A 20570-nucleotide genomic window follows, 5' to 3' on the forward strand; every position below is an offset into this window, starting at 1 on the left:
CGATCGAGCAGTTGAGCAAAACTGGGATTGGCTGATAAATCTGTCCTAAGAACTAAAGTGTTGACAAAAAAGCCAATTAACCCTTCAATTTCACTTTGGTTGCGGTTGGCAATGGGCGAACCTACCACAATATCGGTTTGTCCGCTGTAGCGGTAGAGTAAAGTATTAAACGCTGCCAACAGCGTCATAAACAAAGTTACCCCTTGTTCTTGACTCAAGATTGTCAATTTTTGGGTTAATTCCGCAGACAGGCCAAATTCTTGATGAGCGCCTTGATAAGTTTGCACTGCTGGTCTAGGTCGGTCTGTGGGCAGTGATAATATTGCTGGTGCATCAGCCAATTGATTTTGCCAGTAGCTTAATTGGCTTTGCAACACTTCCCCTTGCAACCAATTTCTTTGCCAGATAGCAAAATCAGTGTATTGAATTGGTAGTGGACTTAATGGTGATGGCTGACCTTGAGCATAAGCATTGTACAGTGCCGTTAGTTCTTCAACAAATACACCGATCGACCAACCATCAGAAACTATGTGGTGCATACATATCAACAAGATATGCTCTGTTTCTGACAACACAACTAATGTAGTTCTGAGTAAGCAATCATTTGCCAGGTCAAATGGTGCAAGGGCTTGTTGTTGTAATAATTGTGCTGGTTGTGTAGTTGATAAATCTCTCCGATCTACTATTGATAAAGTCCAACTCGTTTGGGAGTGAATGATTTGTGTAGGTTGCCCATCAACTGTAAGGAAATTGGTGCGTAATGCCTCATGACGCTGGACAATTTCTCGGAAGCTTTGTTCTAAGGCGGCTACGTCTAAGCTTCCGACCAACCGTAATGCGGCTGGGATATTGTATAAGGAACTACTGGGTTGAAACTGGTCAATAAACCACAACCGCGTTTGGGCATAAGACAGAGGTAAATCGTTATCATTGTCTCGCTTGACAATTGGTGACACACTAAGCTGTAAATTTTGTTGCTGTAACTGCCCAATTATTGGTGCTAATTCTGCCACTGTGGGTGCGCCAAACAGACTCCTTAGTGGCAGTTCTACTTGGAAGTGGCTACGAATGCGGGAAATCAGTTGCGTAGCGAGTAAGGAATGTCCCCCTAGTTCAAAGAAGTTGTCATGAATCCCAACTTGATTTAGTTTGAGAATTTGTCCCCACAGGTAAGTAAGAATTTCTTCAATTGGGGTGCGGGGGGCGGCGTATTTGTCTGTTTGGCTACTCTGGAAGTCGGGACAGGGTAAAGCGCGACGATCGACTTTACCATTTGGTGTCAGAGGGAAAGTTTCCAAAAATACTATTGCACTCGGCACCATGTATTCTGGCAGTTTCCCTTTCAAATATTGCCGCAATTCATCGCTCGTCGGTGTCGCCTCAGTTTCGGTTGTAATGTAAGCAACTAAACGTTTATCTCCCGGAATATCCTCTCGCGCCATCACAACTGCACCTTGAGCTTGAGGATGTTGACTTAAAACTGCTTCAATTTCCCCCAATTCGATGCGAAAACCGCGAATCTTCACTTGATTGTCAATTCGTCCCAAGTATTCGATATTGCCATCAGGTAAATAGCGAGCTAAGTCTCCAGTTTTGTAGAGTCGGGCATTTGGTTCATTGCTAAAGGGATGGAGGATGAATTTTTCATTAGTTAATTCTGGTCGATTCAGGTAGCCTCTGGCTAGTCCTGCTCCTCCGATGTGTAATTCTCCTGGTACTCCTACTGGTACTGGTTGTAAATGGGTGTCGAGGATGTAAACTTGGGTGTTAGCTATGGGACGACCGATCGGAACAGAAAAAGCTGGACTGAGTGATTTAGGAATTTGATAACAGCAAGTAAAAGTAGTATTTTCGGTAGGCCCGTAACCGTTAATTAGTTGGCAATTCTCCACAGTTTGGAGAAATTTCTGGACATGGGACACAGATAAAATATCACCACCTGCTAACAGTTGATGCAAGGGTTTCAAGGCATCAATCTTTTCATCTACCATCAGATGAAATAGACCAGCCGTTAGCCAAAGGGTGGTAATTTGATATTGCTCAATAACTTGTCCTAATTCCTCTAAAGATGCTTTTTTCCCTGGAAATATTACCAGTTTTCCACCGTTGAGTAAGCTGCCCCAAATTTCAAAAGTTGCTGCGTCAAAGGAAATTGGAGCAAATTGTAAAAATACTTCTTTGTCAGAAAAGTTCGCGTAGTCGGTTTGTTTGACTAATCGAACTACACCGTGATGGATAATGCTCACACCTTTGGGTTGACCTGTAGAACCACTTGTGTACATTACATAAGCTAGGTTATCAGCCCTGATGTTAGTAGTGGGGTTTTGTTCTGGTTGTTGATTAATGTTATTCCAATCTGTGTCTAAACAAATTACACCAATGTTGTCAGCAGGTAGTAGGTGAACTAGTTTTTCTTGAGTTAATAAGACTGATAGTTGAGCATCTTCTAACATGAAGCCTAAACGCTCACTAGGATATTCTGGATCGAGCGGAACATAAGCCCCACCTGCTTTGAGAATACCAAGTATTCCCACGATCATCTCCAGGGAACGTTCCACACAAATTCCCACTAGCACATCTGCACCCACACCTAATGAGTGTAAATAATGTGCTAACTGATTCGATCGATCGTTCAATTCAGAGTAAGTCAGTTGTTGAAAATCAAATACTACTGCTACTGCATCTGGTGTTTTTTCTACTTGTTCTTCAAACAACTGATGCAGACATTTATCAGCCGGATAATCTGTTTGAGTATAGTTCCACTCAGTTAACAGTTGATGTTGTTCAACTGTGGTTAACATTGGTATTTGGGAAATTGGTGTTTCGGGATGGGCGACAATTGCTTCAAGCAAGGTGAGAAAATGACCCGTCATCCGCTCAATAGTACTGCCATCAAACAAGTCGGTGTTGTACTCCCACCAGCCCATCAGTCCATCTGGAGTACTTTCCATTGAGAGAGTTAAATCAAATTTGGCGATCGGCATTTCCAATTCTTGAGGACTCAGAGTTAGCCCAGATAACTCTAATTCTGATAGCGGCGCATTCTGAAGCACAAACATCACTTGAAACAACGGACTATAACTCAAATCTCGTGATGGTGCAACAGCTTCTACTAACATTTCAAACGGCAAATCTTGATGGGCGTATGCCGCCAATGATACCTCTTTTACCCGATGAATTAATTCGGTAAAACTGGGATTTTCTGCTAAATCAGTTCTCAATACCAATGTATTGACAAAAAAGCCTATTAACCCTTCTATTTCGCTGTGGTTGCGGTTAGCAATAGGTGAACCAACCACAATATCTGATTGTCCCGTATAACGGTAAAGTAAAGTATTAAATCCTGCCAACAAAGTCATAAACAAAGTTACTCCTTGTTCTTGACTTAGTTGTGTTAATTTCTCAGTCAGGTCTGATGAGAGGGAAAATTTTTGATGAGCACCTGTATAAGTTTGTATTGCTGGTCTGGGACGGTCTGTAGGTAGCGATAATAAAGCTGGAGTATCAGCTAATTGTTGTTTCCAATAACTTAATTGAGTTTCCAGAACTTCCCCTGACAACCATTCTCGCTGCCAAATTGCAAAGTCAGCGTACTGAATCGGTAGCGGTGTTAATGGTGATGGTTGATTTTGAATATCAGCATTGTAAAGTGCTGCCAGTTCTTGAACAAATACACCTATTGACCAGCCATCACTGATGATATGGTGCATACAGATAATCAGAATATGTTCGGTTTCACTCTTGTTGATTAATGTGATTCTGATTAAGGAATCTTTGGCTAAGTCAAAGGGTTTAATTGTTTGTTCTTGGATTAATTCTTGGACTGTTATTTCTTGTTCTTTTGTTCCTAAATGCTGCAAGTCAATTAATGATAAAAACCCGTTGTTTTCGGGGTGAATGATTTGATTTGCTTCCCCGTCAATCGTGATGAAATTAGTCCTTAATACTTCATGTCGCTGAATTATTTCTCTTAAGCTTTTTTCTAAGGTGGCTATTGGCAATCTTCCGGCTATTCGCAATGCCGAAGGTATGTTGTATAAGGCACTATTGGGTTGAAGTTGGTCGATAAACCACAATCGCGTTTGAGCATAAGATAGTGGTAATTCATTCTGGTTTTCTCGCTTAACAATTGGGGGGAAATTCAGTTGGAGGTTTTGTTGTTTTATGGCTTGAATTAATGAAGCTAGTTCGGCAACTGTGGGTGCGCTAAACAGTGTCCTTAGTGGTAGTTCTATTTGTAAGTGTGTGCGAATTCGGGATATTAGTTGGGTCGCTAGTAGTGAGTGTCCCCCGATTTCAAAGAAGTTATCGTTAATTCCGATTTGATTTAGTTTGAGAACTTGGGAAAACAGATGACAAAGGATTTCTTCTATTGGGGTTCTTGGTGCTACATAGTTCTCTGTGGGTGCGTTATTTAAATCAGGTGCTGGTAGGGCTTTTCTGTCTATTTTTCCGTTGGGTGTGAGTGGTAAGGTTTCTAAGAATACAAAGGCACTCGGTATCATGTATTCTGGCAATTTCGCTTTTAAGTATTCTCGTAGTTCGTTGGTGGTGGGTGAGACTTCGGAATCGGAAACTAGATAAGCAACTAGGCGTTTTTCTCTACTGTTGTCAACAAGGGCGATGACAACACTGGTTTGGATTTGGGGATGTTGGCTTAATACTGCTTCGATTTCCCCTAACTCGATGCGGAAGCCGCGAATTTTTACTTGGTGGTCGATGCGTCCTAAGTATTCGATGTTGCCGTCGGGTAAGTAGCGGGCTAAGTCCCCGGTTTTATATAATTTTGAATTGTCAAAGGGATTGACAATAAACTTCTCATTAGTTAATTCTGGTCGATTCAGGTAGCCTCTGCCTAATCCGGCACCTCCAATGTGTAATTCTCCTGGAACTCCAATGGGTAGTGGTTGCAGATATTGGTCGAGTATGTATACCTGGGTGTTAGAAATGGGGCGACCGATAATACATTGTTTGTAAATCTGCGGTTGGCAAGTCCAGAAAGTTGAATCGATACAAGCTTCTGTAGGGCCATAGAGATTGTGCAAATTCACTTCTAGCTTACTCAACAAACTTTCTTGCAAAGCCGCTGGCAAGACTTCACCGCCACAAAATATATCTTTGAGGGATTGACAAGTTTCGATTCCTCCCTGCTCTAAAACCATTTGCAGCAAAGATGGTACAAATTGCACCCTATTTACCTGCTCTTGGGCAATTAATTTTAACAGGTAAGCTGGGTCAGTATGACCTCCAGGTTGAGCTATGATTAACTGTCCGCCCACCAATAATGGAGCGTAGAATTCCCATACGGAAGCATCAAAGCCAAAAGGCGTTTTTTGCAACACTTTGTCTTTTTCTGTCAAGGGGAATGTGGCTTGCATCCAGTTCATGTGGTTGCAAATGTTATTGTGACAAAGCATTACTCCCTTCGGTTGACCAGTAGAACCCGATGTATAAATTACATAAGCCAAGTTTTCTGGTTGCACATTCAGAATCGGATTATCTCGATCGCACTGACTAATAACTTGCCAGTCAGTATCCAAACAGACAAGGTTGGCTTTGGTTGGGCTTAGGCTCTTCAAGAGTCGTTGTTGGGTCAGAAGTGTTGAAACTTGAGCATCTGCGAGCATGAATTGTAGACGTTCTTGGGGATATTCTGGGTCAAGAGGAAGATATGCTCCTCCGGCTTTGAGAATCCCTAATAATCCGATTACCATTTCTAGGGAACGTTCTACACAAATCCCAACGGGTACATCTGCATCCACACCCAAAGTGCGTAAATAATGGGCTAGTTGATTGGCGCGATCGTTCAATTGTGAATAAGTCAATTGTTGGTCTTCAAATATTACTGCTACTGCATCGGGTGTCTTTTCTACTTGTTGTTCAAATAATTGATGTAGACATTTATCAACTGGATAATCTGTTTGAGTTTGATTCCATTCAATTAATTGCTGTTGTTCAGTGGCAGTTAAGATTGGTAATTGAGAGATTTGTGTTTGGGGATTGGCGACAATTGCTTCTAGCAGTGTGACAAAATGACCTGTCATCCGAAGAATTGTACTACTATCAAACAAGTCGGTGTTGTACTCCCACCAGCCTACTAGTCCAGTCGGTGTACTTTCCATTCCCAAACCTAAATCAAATTTGGCGATCGCATTTTCTACTTCTACCGGAGTTAGCTTTAATCCATCCAAATCTACCAAAGATACAGGTGCATTCTGAAGCGCAAACATCACCTGAAACAGAGGTGAATAGCTAAGATTCCGTTCTGGCTGCAATGCTTCCACCAGCATCTCAAATGGCAAATCCTGATGGGTGTATGCTCCTAAAGACACCTCTCGCACTCGATCGAGTAATTTGGTGAAACTCTGATTATTAGATAGATCTGTCCTGATTACTAAAGTATTGACAAAAAAGCCAATTAACCCTTCAATTTCTTGGTGATTGCGGTTGGCAATAGGTGTACCTACCACAATATCTGTTTGTCCGCTGTAGCGGTAGAGTAAGGTATTAAATGCTGCCAACAGCGTCATAAACAAAGTTACCCCTTGTTCTTGACTTAGTTGGTTCAATTTCTCGGTGAGTTGGGCAGACAAGGCAAATTTTTGATGTCCGCCGACGAAGGTTTGCACTGCTGGTCTGGGGCGATCGGTCGGGAGTGATAATAAAGCTGGTGCATCAGCCAGTTGATTTTGCCAGTAACTTAATTGGGTTTGCAACACTTCACCCTGTAACCATTGTCGCTGCCATAAGGCAAAGTCAGCGTACTGAATTGGTAGCGGGCTTAAAGGTGAGGGCAAACTTTGAGCGTAAGCATTGTACAGTGCTGCCAGTTCTGCAAGCAATACACCGATCGACCAACCATCAGACACAATATGGTGCATACATAACAGCAAAATATGTTCGGTGTCAGACAGCTTGACTAATGTTGCCCTGAATAAGCTACCATTTGCTAAATCAAACGGTTCAATTGCTTGTTGTTGCAGTAATTCTAATGCGACAATTTCTTGTTGATTTGGAGATAAATGTTTAAAGTCAACAACAGATAATCTCCAGTTTGTTTGACCCTGAATAATTTGATTTGGTTGTCCATCAACTGTCAGGAAATTGGTGCGTAATGCTTCATGGCGCATCACAATTTCTTGTAAACTTTGTTCTAAAGTGACTACTTCGAGATTTCCTTCTAAATGTATTGCAAAAGGTATGTTGTATAAACCACTATTGCTTTCAAATTGGTCGATAAACCATAACCGCGTTTGGGCATAAGACAGTGGTAAATCGTTATTGTTGTTTTGTTTAACAATTGGTGGCGCACTAAGCTGTAAATCTTGTTGCTGTAACTGTTGAATTGCTGGGGCTAATTCGGCTATAGTGGGTGCGCCAAAGAGACTCCGCAAAGGTAGTTCTACTTGCAAGTTGCTGCGAATTCGGGATATCAATTGAGTGGCAAGGAGTGAATGTCCTCCTAGTTCAAAGAAGTTGTCGTGAATGCCAACTTGGTTTAGTTTGAGGATTTGTTTCCAAGCTTGTGCCAGGATTTCTTCTACTGGGGTGCGGGGGGCTTGATATTTGTTTTGTTGTTGAGTGTGGAAATCTGGTGCGGGTAGGGCGCGACGATCGATTTTGCCGTTTGGTGTTAAGGGGAGGGCTTCGAGAATCACGAAAGCACTCGGCACCATGTATTCTGGAAGCTTAGATTTCAGATATTGCCGCAGTTCGTTGCTTGTGGGTGTTGCTTCGATTTCGGTTGTGATGTAAGCAACTAGGCGTTTATCTCCTGGTATATCCTCTCGCGCTATCACGACAGCGGTTTGGACTTGAGGATATTGACTTAAAATTGCTTCGATTTCACCCAATTCAATGCGGAAACCCCGAATTTTTACTTGATTGTCAATCCGTCCCAAGTATTCGATATTTCCATTCGGTAAATACCGTGCTAAATCTCCGGTTTTATATAATAATTTTGAATTTTCAAAAGGATTGGCGATGAATTTTTCATTAGTTAATTCTGGTCTGTTAAGGTAGCCTTTGGCTAATCCAGCACCGCCTATATGTAATTCTCCAGGGACTCCAATGGGTGTTGGCTGGAGAGATCGATCGAGAATGTAGATTTGAGTATTAGCGATCGGACGACCAATAGATTCTAAACTATCTTGAACACCAGCAACTTTGCCAACCGCTTCCACTCTGGAAATCGTTGACCAAATAGTAGTTTCTGTTGGGCCATAAACATTCCACAAACACTGACTTCTCTGCAAAAGTGCCACAGCTAACTCATGAGTTAACGCTTCACCACCACAAAGAATTTTTAACTGTTGATTGCCTTGCCATCCACTTCCTAAAAGTAATCGCCAAGTCGCTGGCGTTGCTTGCATAATTGTCGCACTAGATTGCAGCAACTTCTCGGATAATTTTGTGCCATCAGCACTTTGTTCGCGGGGGAGCAAAACAACTTGGGCACCGACAATTAATGGTAAGTAAAATTCTAATCCGGCAATGTCAAAACAGATGGTAGTAACTGCTGGAAGAATGTCTTTGGCAGTAATGCCTACCTCCTGTTTCATCGAGTAGAGAAAGTTTGTCAGACTAAAATGTGAAATTTGAACGCCTTTGGGCTGTCCTGTCGATCCAGATGTATAGATTACATAAGCTAAGTTTTCTAGACAAACTTGAGTAACAATATTATTTTGATTTTGTTGGGCGATGATTTCCCAATCTGCATCTAAACTGATCAAATGAAGGTCAATTTTAGGTAGTTGAGTTATCAATTTTTCCTGTGTCAAAAGTACTGACACTTGGGAATTAGATAACATAAAAGCTATACGTTCTGTGGGATATTCTGGGTCAAGGGGAACATAAGCTCCACCTGCTTTAAGAATTCCCAAAAGTCCCACGAGCATTAAGAGAGAACGTTCTACACAAATCCCGACTAGCACATCTGCACCTACACCTAATGAGCGCAAATAATGTGCTAGTTGATTCGATCGACTATTCAATTCCTGGTAAGTCAATTGTTGATTTTCAAACACCACCGCTATTGCATCTGGTGTTTTTTCTACTTGTTCTTCAAACAATTGATGGACAGATTTATCGATCGGATAATTAGTTTCTGTATTATTCCATTCTATTAAAAGTTGTTGTTGTTCAACTGCGGTTAACATTGGCAGTTGGGAAATTGGCATTTGAGGATTAGCGACAATAGCCTCAAACAAAGTCACAAAATGACCCAACATTCGGCTGATTGCACTATCATCAAAACGATTTGCATTGTAACTCAACCTGACTAACAATTGTTCCCCAGGCTCAACAAAAAGTGTTAGCGGATAATTAGTTTTTTCAATAACCTGAACATTCTTAAGTGAAAAATCACCTTTGTCTTCGAGGACAGTACTATCTACCAAATAATTCTCGAAGATCACAATACTGTCGAACAAAGAAGTACCTCTAGGTACATTACTAAATCCCTGAATTTCCACTAAGGAACTATAGGAAAATTGTTCTGATTCTACAAGTTGTACCTGTAAATCTTTCAACAGATGCAAAAGTTCGGTTTTGTCTGAGATTTGAACGCGGACGGGTAAGGTATTAATAAATAACCCTACCATTGACTCGACTCCTGCGATCGCAGGCGGACGACCTGAAACAGTCGCACCAAATACCACATCATTTTCTTGAGAATAACGAGACAGCAACAAAGCCCAAGTTGCCTGCGCTAAATTAGAAAGTGTTAATTGATGTTCTCGGACAAAATTATTAGCATAAGCTGTTGCTTCACGACTTAAGCGGATTTCTTGTTCTTTATAACTAGGCGATCCATTTTCCCGACTGGATAAAGGTTTATCCACCATTAAAGGAGTCGAAGCACTAAAACCTTGAAGTCTTTCTCGCCAATAATCTTCAGCCAACTTTTGATTTTGTTTTTGTATCCAAGCAATATAATTTCGGTAGTTGAGTGCAGGTTGATAATTTAAAGTTTTTCCTTGAGAGATTGCTTGGTAAAAGTTCAATAAATCTTTAAACACCAAGGATAAAGACCAACCATCAAGCAATATATGATGAAAGCTCCAAACAAATTGGTAAGTATTTTCCGACTTTTGAATCAGATATAAACGCATTAATGGCGCTTGGGAAAAGGAGAAACCTTGCTGGCGTTCTGAATCAAGAAATGTTTCTAATTGCTGTTGCTGCTCATTAGCAGATAACTCTCGCCAATCATAAGTTTCGATTGCCACATTCACTTGTCGATATACTACTTGTGTCGGCTGGCTGACACGCTCCCATAAGAAAGCTGTACGGAAAACCGAATGTCTTGCTACTACTTGCTGCCAAGCTTGTTTAAACGCTGACACATCTAGGTTTCCGGTTAAAATGCAACTCAGATGCTCAATATATACACCAGAGTTAGGCGCATACAAACTTTCAAAGAGCATCCCCTGTTGCATTGGTGATAAGGGATAAATGTCCTCAATATTTTGCTTGTTAGTTTTGTTAGTTTCTGGTTTCATAGATTTTCTAAAATTTGATCTAGTTCTAGTTGGCTAAGTTGTACTAAGGGGAAATCACTAGGAGTAAAACCAGCGTTTTCCGGTGATAAACAATGAGCGATTAACTCTTGTAAAGTGGAGACAAATTCTTGGGCAATTTTCTCGATCGTGCTTGAGTTATGAATATTGCTACTGTATGTCCAATTTATTTGCAGCTGGTCGTTGGTAATAATAGCATTGATTTCGAGCAAATTAGAGCGCTTACTTTGTAAACCTTGGCTGTTTCCACTCGATTCCTTTGCCAATTGTAGCAGAAAAGATTGATTGAACAACTGACTAAATTGACCCAAATAATTGAAGCAAATTTCGGCTTCTTTTAGGTTCTTGATTTGGCTTTGGATGTCTCGATCGTCAGATAAATAACGCAATAGTCCATAGCCAATTCCTTTGTTGGGAACTGTGCGTAATTGTTCCTTGACTGATTTTAAAACCTCTCCTAAATTCGGTTTATTGGTGTTTTCAAGTTGCACGCAAACCGGGAAAATAGTCGTAAACCAACCCACCGTTCGGGATAAATCTACACCTTCAATAATATCTTCCCTTCCATGTCCTTCTAAGTTGAATAACACAGAGTTTGAGTTAGTCCATTTACTCATAACCAAGACTAAAGCTGTCAATAAGACATCATTAATCTGGGTAGAGTAAGCTTTCGGGACATCTTGTAAGAGCGATCGAGTTTCAGTTTCATTTAACGATACAGATATGTTCTGAGCCGAAACAATTGTGTTTTCTCCTTGGTTATAGTCTACAGGAATAGGAGAAACAGAGGTATAAGATTCGCGCAACCAATAAGATAATTCCGATTTTAAAACCTCCGATTGAGCATAGTTGGTTAACTGTTGCGCCCAATTTTGAAAAGAGGTGGTTTTCGGTGGTAATTGAATTGGTTGACCCTGACTTAGTTGTTGGTAAGCTGTCTGCAAGTCTTCTAACAATATCCGCCAAGATACACCATCGACTACTAAATGGTGAATTACTATTAGTAATCTTCCTTCTTTGTTTTCTCCCCCTTTGAAATAGGCGACTTGGACGAGATTTTCTGCCAGATTTAAACTCGCTTGTAAGGAGTTAGCAGTGCTTTCAATGGTTACAGTAATCTCGCTTTCTGGAAGATTGGATAAGTCAAAATAGGAGATGGCTATCTTATCAGTTGGACTGGCATTAATCTGTTGCCAACCTGATTCCGATTGGGTAAAGCGTAAGCGCAACCCATCGTGATGTATCAGCAATTGTTGCCAGATTGATTCTAAAAGTTCGGGTTGGAAGTTAGACGGTGTTGTGAGCAAAAATGCTTGATTAAAGTGGTGCGGTTCTTCCAAGTTTTGCTCAAAAAACCATTGTTGAATCGGCGTTAATTCTACTTTTCCTGTGACTAATCCTTGTTCGATTTGAGTTACTTTGCTGGTACTTGCAACTGCGGCTAATTCAGCAATTGTCTGATTGGTAAATAGTTGTTTGACACTCAGTTGTAATCCCTTTTGCCTTGCTTTGCTAATAATTTGAATGCCAAGGATCGAATCGCCACCTAGTTCAAAGAAGTTATCGTAGATGCCGATTTCCTCTACCCCCAGGACTTGTGTCCAAATCTGTGTGAGTGTTTCTTCTTCTGAGGTGCGGGGGGCTACTAGGTTGACTTCGATTCCTGAGCGAGATTCTGGTTTAGGTAAAGCCCGTCGGTCAATTTTCCCGTTTGGTGTGAGTGGTAATACTTCGAGAATTACGAAGACACTGGGCACCATGTATTCTGGGAGTTTGGCTTTCAAGTATTGCCGTAGTTCGTTGGTTGCAGGTGTTGCTTGGGCTGGCGCTACGATGTATGCTACTAGGCGTTTATCTCCGGGTGTGTCTTCGCGGACGAGCGCCACCGCAGTTTGGACTTGAGGATGTTGACTAAGGATAGCTTCGATTTCGCCCAATTCGATGCGAAAACCTCGGATTTTCACTTGATTGTCTATCCTTCCCAGGTATTCGATGTTGCCATCAGGTAAATAACGAGCTAAATCCCCGGTTTTGTAGAGTCGGGCATTTGGTTCATGGCTGAAGGGATGGGGGATGAATTTCTCATTAGTTAATTCTGGTCGATTCAGGTAGCCTCGTGCTAATCCAGCACCGCCGATGTGTAATTCCCCTGGGACTCCTACTGGGACAGGTTGTAGATATTGGTCAAGGATGTAGATTAGGGTGTTGGCTATGGGACGACCGATCGGAACAGAAAAAGCTGGACTGAGTGATTTAGGAATTTGATAACAGCAAGTAAAAGTAGTATTTTCGGTAGGCCCGTAACCGTTAATTAGTTGGCAATTCTCCACAGTTTGGAGAAATTTCTGGACATGGGACACAGATAAAATATCACCACCTGCTAACAGTTGATGCAAGGGTTTCAAGGCATCAATCTTTTCATCTACCATCAGATGAAATAGACCAGCCGTTAGCCAAAGGGTGGTAATTTGATATTGCTCAATAACTTGTCCTAATTCCTCTAAAGATGCTTTTTTCGCTGGAAATATTACCAGTTTTCCACCGTTGAGTAAGCTACCCCAAATTTCAAAAGTTGCCGCGTCAAAGGAAATTGGAGCAAATTGTAAAAATACTTCTTTGTCAGAAAAGTTCGCGTAGTCGGTTTGTTTGACTAATCGAACTACACCGTGATGGATAATGCTCACACCTTTGGGTTGACCTGTAGAACCACTTGTGTACATTACATAAGCTAGGTTATCAGCCCTGATGTTAGTAGTGGGGTTTTGTTCTGGTTGTTGATTAATCTTATTCCAATCTGTGTCTAAACAAATTACACCAATGTTGTCAGCAGGTAGTAGGTGAACTAGTTTTTCTTGAGTTAATAAGACTGATAGTTGAGCATCTTCTAACATGAAGCTTAAACGCTCACTAGGATAATTTGGGTCGAGGGGAACATAAGCCCCACCTGCTTTGAGAATACCAAGTATTCCCACTACCATTTCTATTGAGCGTTCTACACAAATTCCCACTAGCACATCTGCACCCACACCTAAAGAGCGTAAATAATGTGCTAATTGATTGGCGCGATTATTCAATTGTGAATAAGTTAATTGTTGATTTTCAAACACTACTGCTACTGCATCCGGTGTTTTCTCTACCTGCTCCTCAAACAACTGATGCAGACATTTATCAACTGGATAATTGGTTTGAGTATCGTTCCACTCGACTAACAACTGATGCAATTGGTCACTATTAAGTAGAGGTAATTCTCTCAAATTTTGTTTTGGATCGCTGACAACTGCTTGGAGCAAAGTTTGGAAATGACTTAGCCAACCTTCAATGGTGTCTGCATTAAATAAGTCGGTATTGTAATCGCATTCAATCAATAGCTCACCCGCTATCTCTGTCACATTTAAATGCAGATCCCGGTCTTTAAAGTTAATGGCTTGAGGATATAAACTAACCTCCAAACCAAAAACCTCTGGTGCTGTAATGTGTGGCTCTAAATTAAAGCTGACACTAACTAAGGGAAGGCGACTGTTGTCTCTGGGTAGATTCAGTAGGCGACTGTTGTCTCTGGGTAGATTCAGTTTATTTAATAATTGAGCAAAGGGGTAATCTTGGTGTTCGTAAGCCTGCAATAAAGTACCCCGCATTTGTTTGATATATTCTGCAAATGTAGGATTACCTGACAACTGACTCCGAATTGGTAAGATATGGGTGCAGTAGCCAACTATTCCTTCACTGCCATTCATCGATCGACCAGAAGTAGGAACCCCTATGATGATGTCGTCTTGTCCCGTTAGTCGATGAAATAACGTTGCATACACTGATAGCAGAGTCATTAACAGAGTGCAACCCTGTTGGCGACCGAACAGTTTGAGGCTTTTAGTTACTTCAGTATCAAACTTAATGGTTTCTCGATCGCCATTATAGGTTTTAATCGGTGGACGAATGCGATCGGTGGGTAATTCTAATACAGGAGGTAAGCTTAGTTTATCCAACCAGTATGATTCATGAGCTTTCATCTCCTGCGTCTGCATCAGCTGATTTTGCCAGTTGATAAATTCTCGAAATTGTGTAGGGCGATCGTAATCGCAAACTACCCCTTGACACTCATCTGAATACAGCTGCATTAACTCTCGGAAAATAACTCCTAATGACCAGCCATCAACTACGATGTGATGGGCGCTCAAAACTAATATATGGAGTTCTGGTTCTAACTTCAGGATATACAGACGTACTAGCGGACCCTTTTCGAGGTCGAAGAGTTTTTGGCTTTCCTCGCGAAAGAATGCGGCTACTTGCTCATCGCGTGCAATATCTCCATCACTGAAGTCTAATACAGGACAATCGATTTCGACTGAAGGTAGAATTTCTTGCACATCCCCTTCTGGACTGATTTTTGTTCGTAAAGCCTCGTGACGATCGACTACTTTCTGTATTGCTTTGCTCATTGCCTTTAGGTTCAAAGCACCTCGCAATAGCACCGTTGAATGTTCATTATAGGCAACTGAGCTATCTTCACCCATCTGGGCTAATGTCCAGAGTTGCTTTTGGGCTTCAGTTAGGGGAATCAGAAGAGGTAGGGGGGTGGGGAGGTAGGGGGGTGGGGAGAGTTGTTGATGTAGATTTGGGATTCCCCCCATCTCCCCATCTCCCCATCTCCCCATCTCCCCATTTCCTTGTTGACAGATCTCTTTGAGGGTGTTGAGGTGGGGTAAGTTTTCTAGTACTAATTTCTCATCTACACCGAAGTCGATAAAACAGGCGATTTCGTCTACTCCGATCGATCGCAAATCCTCAATTACTTGGCGACAAGAATCAGGAGTACCAATCAACGTACCTGTCTGTACATAACGTTTATAAGTCGTGGATAAAAGAAAGTCCCTATCTTCCTCCGTGAGTCGATCGAAATCAGCTGGCATACCTTGGCTTTGAAACATATTCTGCAAAAGCCCCATAGAGGTTTTCAGGTAATTTAAGAAGGGTTCTTTTGCTTGCGATCGAACTTGCTCCAAATCAGCACCAACGAAGGTATGCAGTAATACAGTCACCTTTCCCGCTTCTGCTTTGTAACCATGCTTAGTCAAAGATTCCCGGTAAAGAGCTATATTGTGGGCTAAATCTTCAATAGATTGCCCCAAAAAATTAGTTAAAATGCCTGCACCAATTTCACCAGCTTTGATGTAGTTATTTGGATTCTTGACAATGGTAATCCAAATCGGTAACTTAGGCTGCATCGGCTGTGGGTAAGTCTTGACCCTAATCTGTTTTCCAGTCCCATCAAGCACCTCAACAGATTCGCCTTGCCAAAGTTTCTGGACAGTGGCAATTTCTTGGTACATTAGTTCCCGATGTTTGCCAAAAGATTGGGGAGCAAAGACAAAATCATTGGGATGCCAACCGGAGGCGAAAGCAATACCAACTCTGCCTTGAGAAAGATTATCAACCACTGCCCATTCTTCGGCTACCCGAATTGGGTGATGCAGGGGTAAAACGACGCTACCGGAACGTATTTGAATGGTTTGAGTTTCTCTGGCTAGGGCAGCTGCAATTACGGAAGGATTTGGCGAAAATCCACCAAATTCATGAAAGTGACGTTCGGGAATCCAAATTGCTGTAAATCCGTGTCGATCGCCAAACTTAGCCCCTTCAAACAACAAATTATACTTATTTGTCCTAAATTCTGCTTCGTAACTACCGAAATAGTACAAGCTAAATTCTAGGGATTTTTGAGCCTTATGGGGGTTGGGGGGTAGGGGTTGGGTGTTAGGGAAATTTCCTTCTTCCCTAACCCCTATCACCTGACCCCTATCACCTAATTTCTCCCTATCCCCTAACCCCTGACCCCTAACCCCTAAAGTTGCCCTGTTGTGTCCTCTGTCACTAGTAGGTTCAGAGGACACAGGTTGCTTTTTTGCGGGTATAAAGCCTCCTTGACGCAGTTGGGCAACGCTATCCTTGATTACTTCGACAAATCGAGAAAGATCCTCATCGGTATGCGCCGTTGACAGAAAATGTTTGCGCCATTCCCAAACATAAATCCCTTTTTCTACCATGTGATAGAAAAGCAGATCTAAATTTCCAGTTAAGGCAAAGCGGAAGAAAGAGCTAAAATGCTCAATTTTGATCGGAACTTCATTTTCTTGAAAATAGGTATTCAGGGTAGTGACTAATTTGGTGGTGCGATCGTTTAATTGTTGTTGAAGACTTGGGCCTTGTTCTTTGAAATGTTGGAGTACAGCCTTTGCTGCTACCATTGCCAGGGGATGCTGACAAAAAGTGCCGCCGAAGAAGGTTCTTTCTGTTTGCGGATAGGAATTATCTCCATAGTTCCACATTCCTCCGTCAATACAATCTAGATACTTGGCTTTACCTGCAACCACACCTATCGGTAGACCTCCTGCAACTACTTTGCCATAAGTCGCAATGTCAGCTTGAACGCCAAATAAAGCTTGTGCTCCTCCAGGGTGCGATCGAAACCCTGTAATCATTTCATCAAATATTAATGCCGTTCCTGTTCGATCGGTAATTTGCCGTAAGGAGCGCAAAAATTCCTTGGGTAGCAAAGTAGGTTGATTGCTTTGTACAGCCTCCACAAGTACCGCCGCCAGTTCATGAGCGTGGCTTTGCAGATATTCTAAAGCTTGCTCACTGCCATACTCAAGAACTACGACATCTGCCACCACACCCTCTGGTACGCCAGAAGCTAGAGGGAAAAACTCCCATTGGTTATCAATCAGTTGCCGTCTGACTAAAGTTCCATCACTATGTCCATGATAAGAACCTTCAAACAAAGCAATCTTAGAGCGACCAGTAGCAGCCCGGGCGATTCTGATTGCTGCCATCACTGCTTCTGTCCCAGAGTTACAGAAACAAGCGCGTTCGGTGCCTGTAAGCTCAGTGAATAGTTGAGCGACTTCGCCAACTAGTTCGTAGCGAGGATTGAGATGAATGCCTTTTTTCAGCTGTGCTTCTAGGGCTTCCATAATGAATGGGGGTTTGTGTCCGAATAGAGTTACCCCTTGGCCCATAGTCATGTCAATGTATTCGTTGCCATCTACGTCCCAAATTCTAGAGCCTTGAGAGCGATCGGCAACGATCGGATAAAGCATTTCCTTAATCGACAAGCGAAAACCCACAGAAGCCCTACTATCAGCTAACACCGGACGAGCAGTTTCCACCAGTTTTTTTGAGGTTTTAGTGCGCTGGGTAAAACGTGCTATTAAAGCGTCTAAGTGTTGCTGCTGCTGTTGAGTCAGCCCACTAGTCGGAGGTTTTTTCGGCCCCCAAGGTGTAGAAACTGGTGCTGGTGGCACTTGCTTACTCAAAGAAGCCGTCTGACACTTTGGTTGTTGAGGAGCAGGCACAGGCTGTGGAGGGGTATACTCAGATCTTCCACTCTTAGAAGTAGAACCTCCAGCGTCCTCGTTCCCAGGTTGAACCTGGGAACGAAGAATAGAGGCTCTGCCTCCTGATGCAAGATCTGAGGTATATGGGTTAGGCATCCCAGACATTCCATTCCCTACCACAACTTCTGGCGACTGTAAAGACGTTGCAGGCAAAGTCCCCACATTGTTTTGCAATACCTCCAACTGTCTAGACATTAATTGGAATTGATACTGGAGTTGCTGCGCCATGATACTTTGTAACGCCGTTGCTTCTACTGGCTGTGGCTGTTGTGGAAAACTTTGGCGTTGAGCAAAAGTAGGGGTTGGGGGTTGGGGGTTAGGGGTTAGGGTTTGAAGAATGGGTTGAGGGGAGGTTGGGGTGGAACAAGGGGTTAGGGGTTGGGGGTTGGGGGTTGGGGAATGATAGGGGTTGGGGGTTGGGGGTTGGGGGTTGGGGAAATTTTCTTCTTCCCTAACCCCTAACCCCTGACCCCTAACACCTGAAGCGGGGAGACGTTCGTCTAAATAAATTGCTAAAGCTTCTAGAGTAGCCAATTCTTCAAATAACTGACGAAGGGCAATTTTTATCCCATAAGTTCTTTCAATTTTTTGTACAGCCTCAACCATCATGATAGAGTCAGCACCCATTTCTAGAAAAGGAGCATGAATGTTCACATCTGTTGGGGAGACTTGCAATAAATTAGCAACTAAAGTTTGCAAAGTGCCGATAATTTCTTCGCTACGGGTAGGACAGGCATCTTGCCTGTCATCCCCAGTCACAACATCCGTTTGTGTCTTTGCAAGATTACCATTTACAACCATATCTTTCCCATTTGTAGTAGTATTTACGAGTTCAATCCAATAGCTTTGGCGTTGGAAGGGGTATGTAGGCAGGGACAATAAACTGCGCGAGTAGTCTTGGTCAAATCCGCGCCAGTTAATCTCAACTCCCTGCAAATATAAGGTAGATAGAACATTGAGCAATGATGACCAATCTTCTTGTTGCCCTGTCAGGGAAGAGAGCCAAATAGCACTAGTTTCTGGCTGGCATTGCCGCCCCAATCGGGATAAAGTTGGTTTGGCACCCATTTCCAAAAAGATATTTAAGCCTTCCTCTAAAAGTGTGTTGACTCCCGCCATAAACTGTACGGGTTCTCGAGCATGATTTCGCCAGTAGCGGGCATTTAGTGTTTCTCCTGGTTGTAACATCTGCCCTGTGAGGTTGGAAATCAAACCAATTTTCAGAGGTTGGTAGGAGATTTGACTGGCTGCTTGCTCTAAAGAGTCTAGGATTGGCTCTATGAGGGGAGAATGAAAGGCATGGGAGACTTTGAGGTTACGGACTTCTATGAGTTGTGCTTGCAGGTGGGCTGTAACTTTCTGGATTATTTCGTGTTTTCCAGAAATTACGGTATTGTTGGGACTGTTGATGCCTGCGATCGCAATCTCTCCAGCATCAAAACCTCCAATCGCTTCTCTCACCTGACTTTCCGGCGCAAAAACAGCCGCCATTGCGCCATTTTCAGGCAAAGACTGCATCAGTTGTCCCCGTTGAGCAATCAACCTTAGTCCATCTTCCAGGCTCAAAGCTCCAGCAACCGTAGCAGCAACATACTCCCCTACACTATGACCAATTACTGCTGTGGGTTCGATTCCCCAGGAACGCCACAATTCATATAGGGCATACTCTATAGCAAATAAAGCGGGTTGGGTATATGCAGTTTCATCTAAAACAGGGGTTAGGGGTTGGGGTGTGGGGTGTGGGGAATTCTTTTCTTCCCTACCCCCAACACTCAAAACCCTATCCCCTTCTTCCGTTGAAGAGGGATAAAGTATTTCAACCAGAGATTTTTTTAAATAAGGTTGCAGGATTTCGTCACAGCGATCGAATACTTTACGGAAAGTAGGCTGAGTTTGATAAAGTTGGCGACCCATACCTACATATTGTGAACCTTGACCTGCAAATAAAAAGGCGATGTTGGTTGGCTTTTGTTGGGTAGGAAGTTGTCTGGATGTTAGTCCAGATGTTTCTTTACCACTGGCAAAATTGATGAGTTGCTCTCTTAAGTGGTTAGATGATGGAGTTACTACAGCGAGACGATGGGAAAAGTGCGATCGACCGCAGTTCGCCGTGTAGCTAATGTCTGCAATACTAACTTCAGGATGCAATTGCAGATAGCTGGCATACTTCTCGGCTAAGTCTCGCAAAGCTTGATCGGTTTTTGCTGATAGAGTAAGCAGATGTGTGGAACGTTCAACTGATGAAGTGACAGACTCAAGTTTTGGAGCCTCCTCCAACACTATATGAGCATTAGTACCGCTAACGCTGAAAGAACTAACACCTGCTAGGCGAGAATTTTCTATTGTTTGCCAGTTGGTTTTAGATATTGGCACCATAATCGGCAAATTTTCCCAGTCAATATGGGGACTGGGTTGTTTATAGTGCAAATGTGGCACAATTTCTTGGTGCTGCATTTGCAACACTACCTTCATCAACCCAGACATTCCCGCTGCCGCTTCTGAGTGTCCAATATTGGTCTTCACCGAACCAATAATTAGAGGTTGGTCTTTAGAGCGATGATGACCAAATACTGCCGCTAAAGCTCCCACCTCTATCGGATCGCCCAAAGCCGTACCCGTACCATGAACCTCAATATAGCTGATTTGATTCGGTTCT

Annotated in this window: 2 protein-coding genes (both running past the window's edge); both read right to left on the reverse strand. The window is 42.6% G+C overall.

Going from position 1 to position 20570, the window contains the following annotated elements:
- Positions 1-10502: the beginning of a non-ribosomal peptide synthase/polyketide synthase gene (locus ACE1CA_RS14300; protein WP_486517874.1), read on the reverse strand. It extends 14761 nt beyond the left edge of the window; the window shows 10502 of its 25263 coding nt (coding positions 1-10502); the start codon lies at positions 10500-10502; its stop codon lies beyond the left edge, outside the window.
- Positions 10499-20570 carry the 3' portion of a MupA/Atu3671 family FMN-dependent luciferase-like monooxygenase gene (locus ACE1CA_RS14305; protein ID WP_486517875.1) on the reverse strand. The gene runs 989 nt beyond the window's last position, so 10072 of the gene's 11061 nt are visible here — the last part of the coding sequence; the start codon falls outside the window, past its right edge; the stop codon is at positions 10499-10501. Before ACE1CA_RS14305 ends, ACE1CA_RS14300 begins: the two co-directional genes overlap by 4 nt.

It is taken from the genome of Floridaenema evergladense BLCC-F167 (assembly GCF_041929205.2).
GTDB lineage: Bacteria > Cyanobacteriota > Cyanobacteriia > Cyanobacteriales > Aerosakkonemataceae > Floridanema > Floridanema evergladense.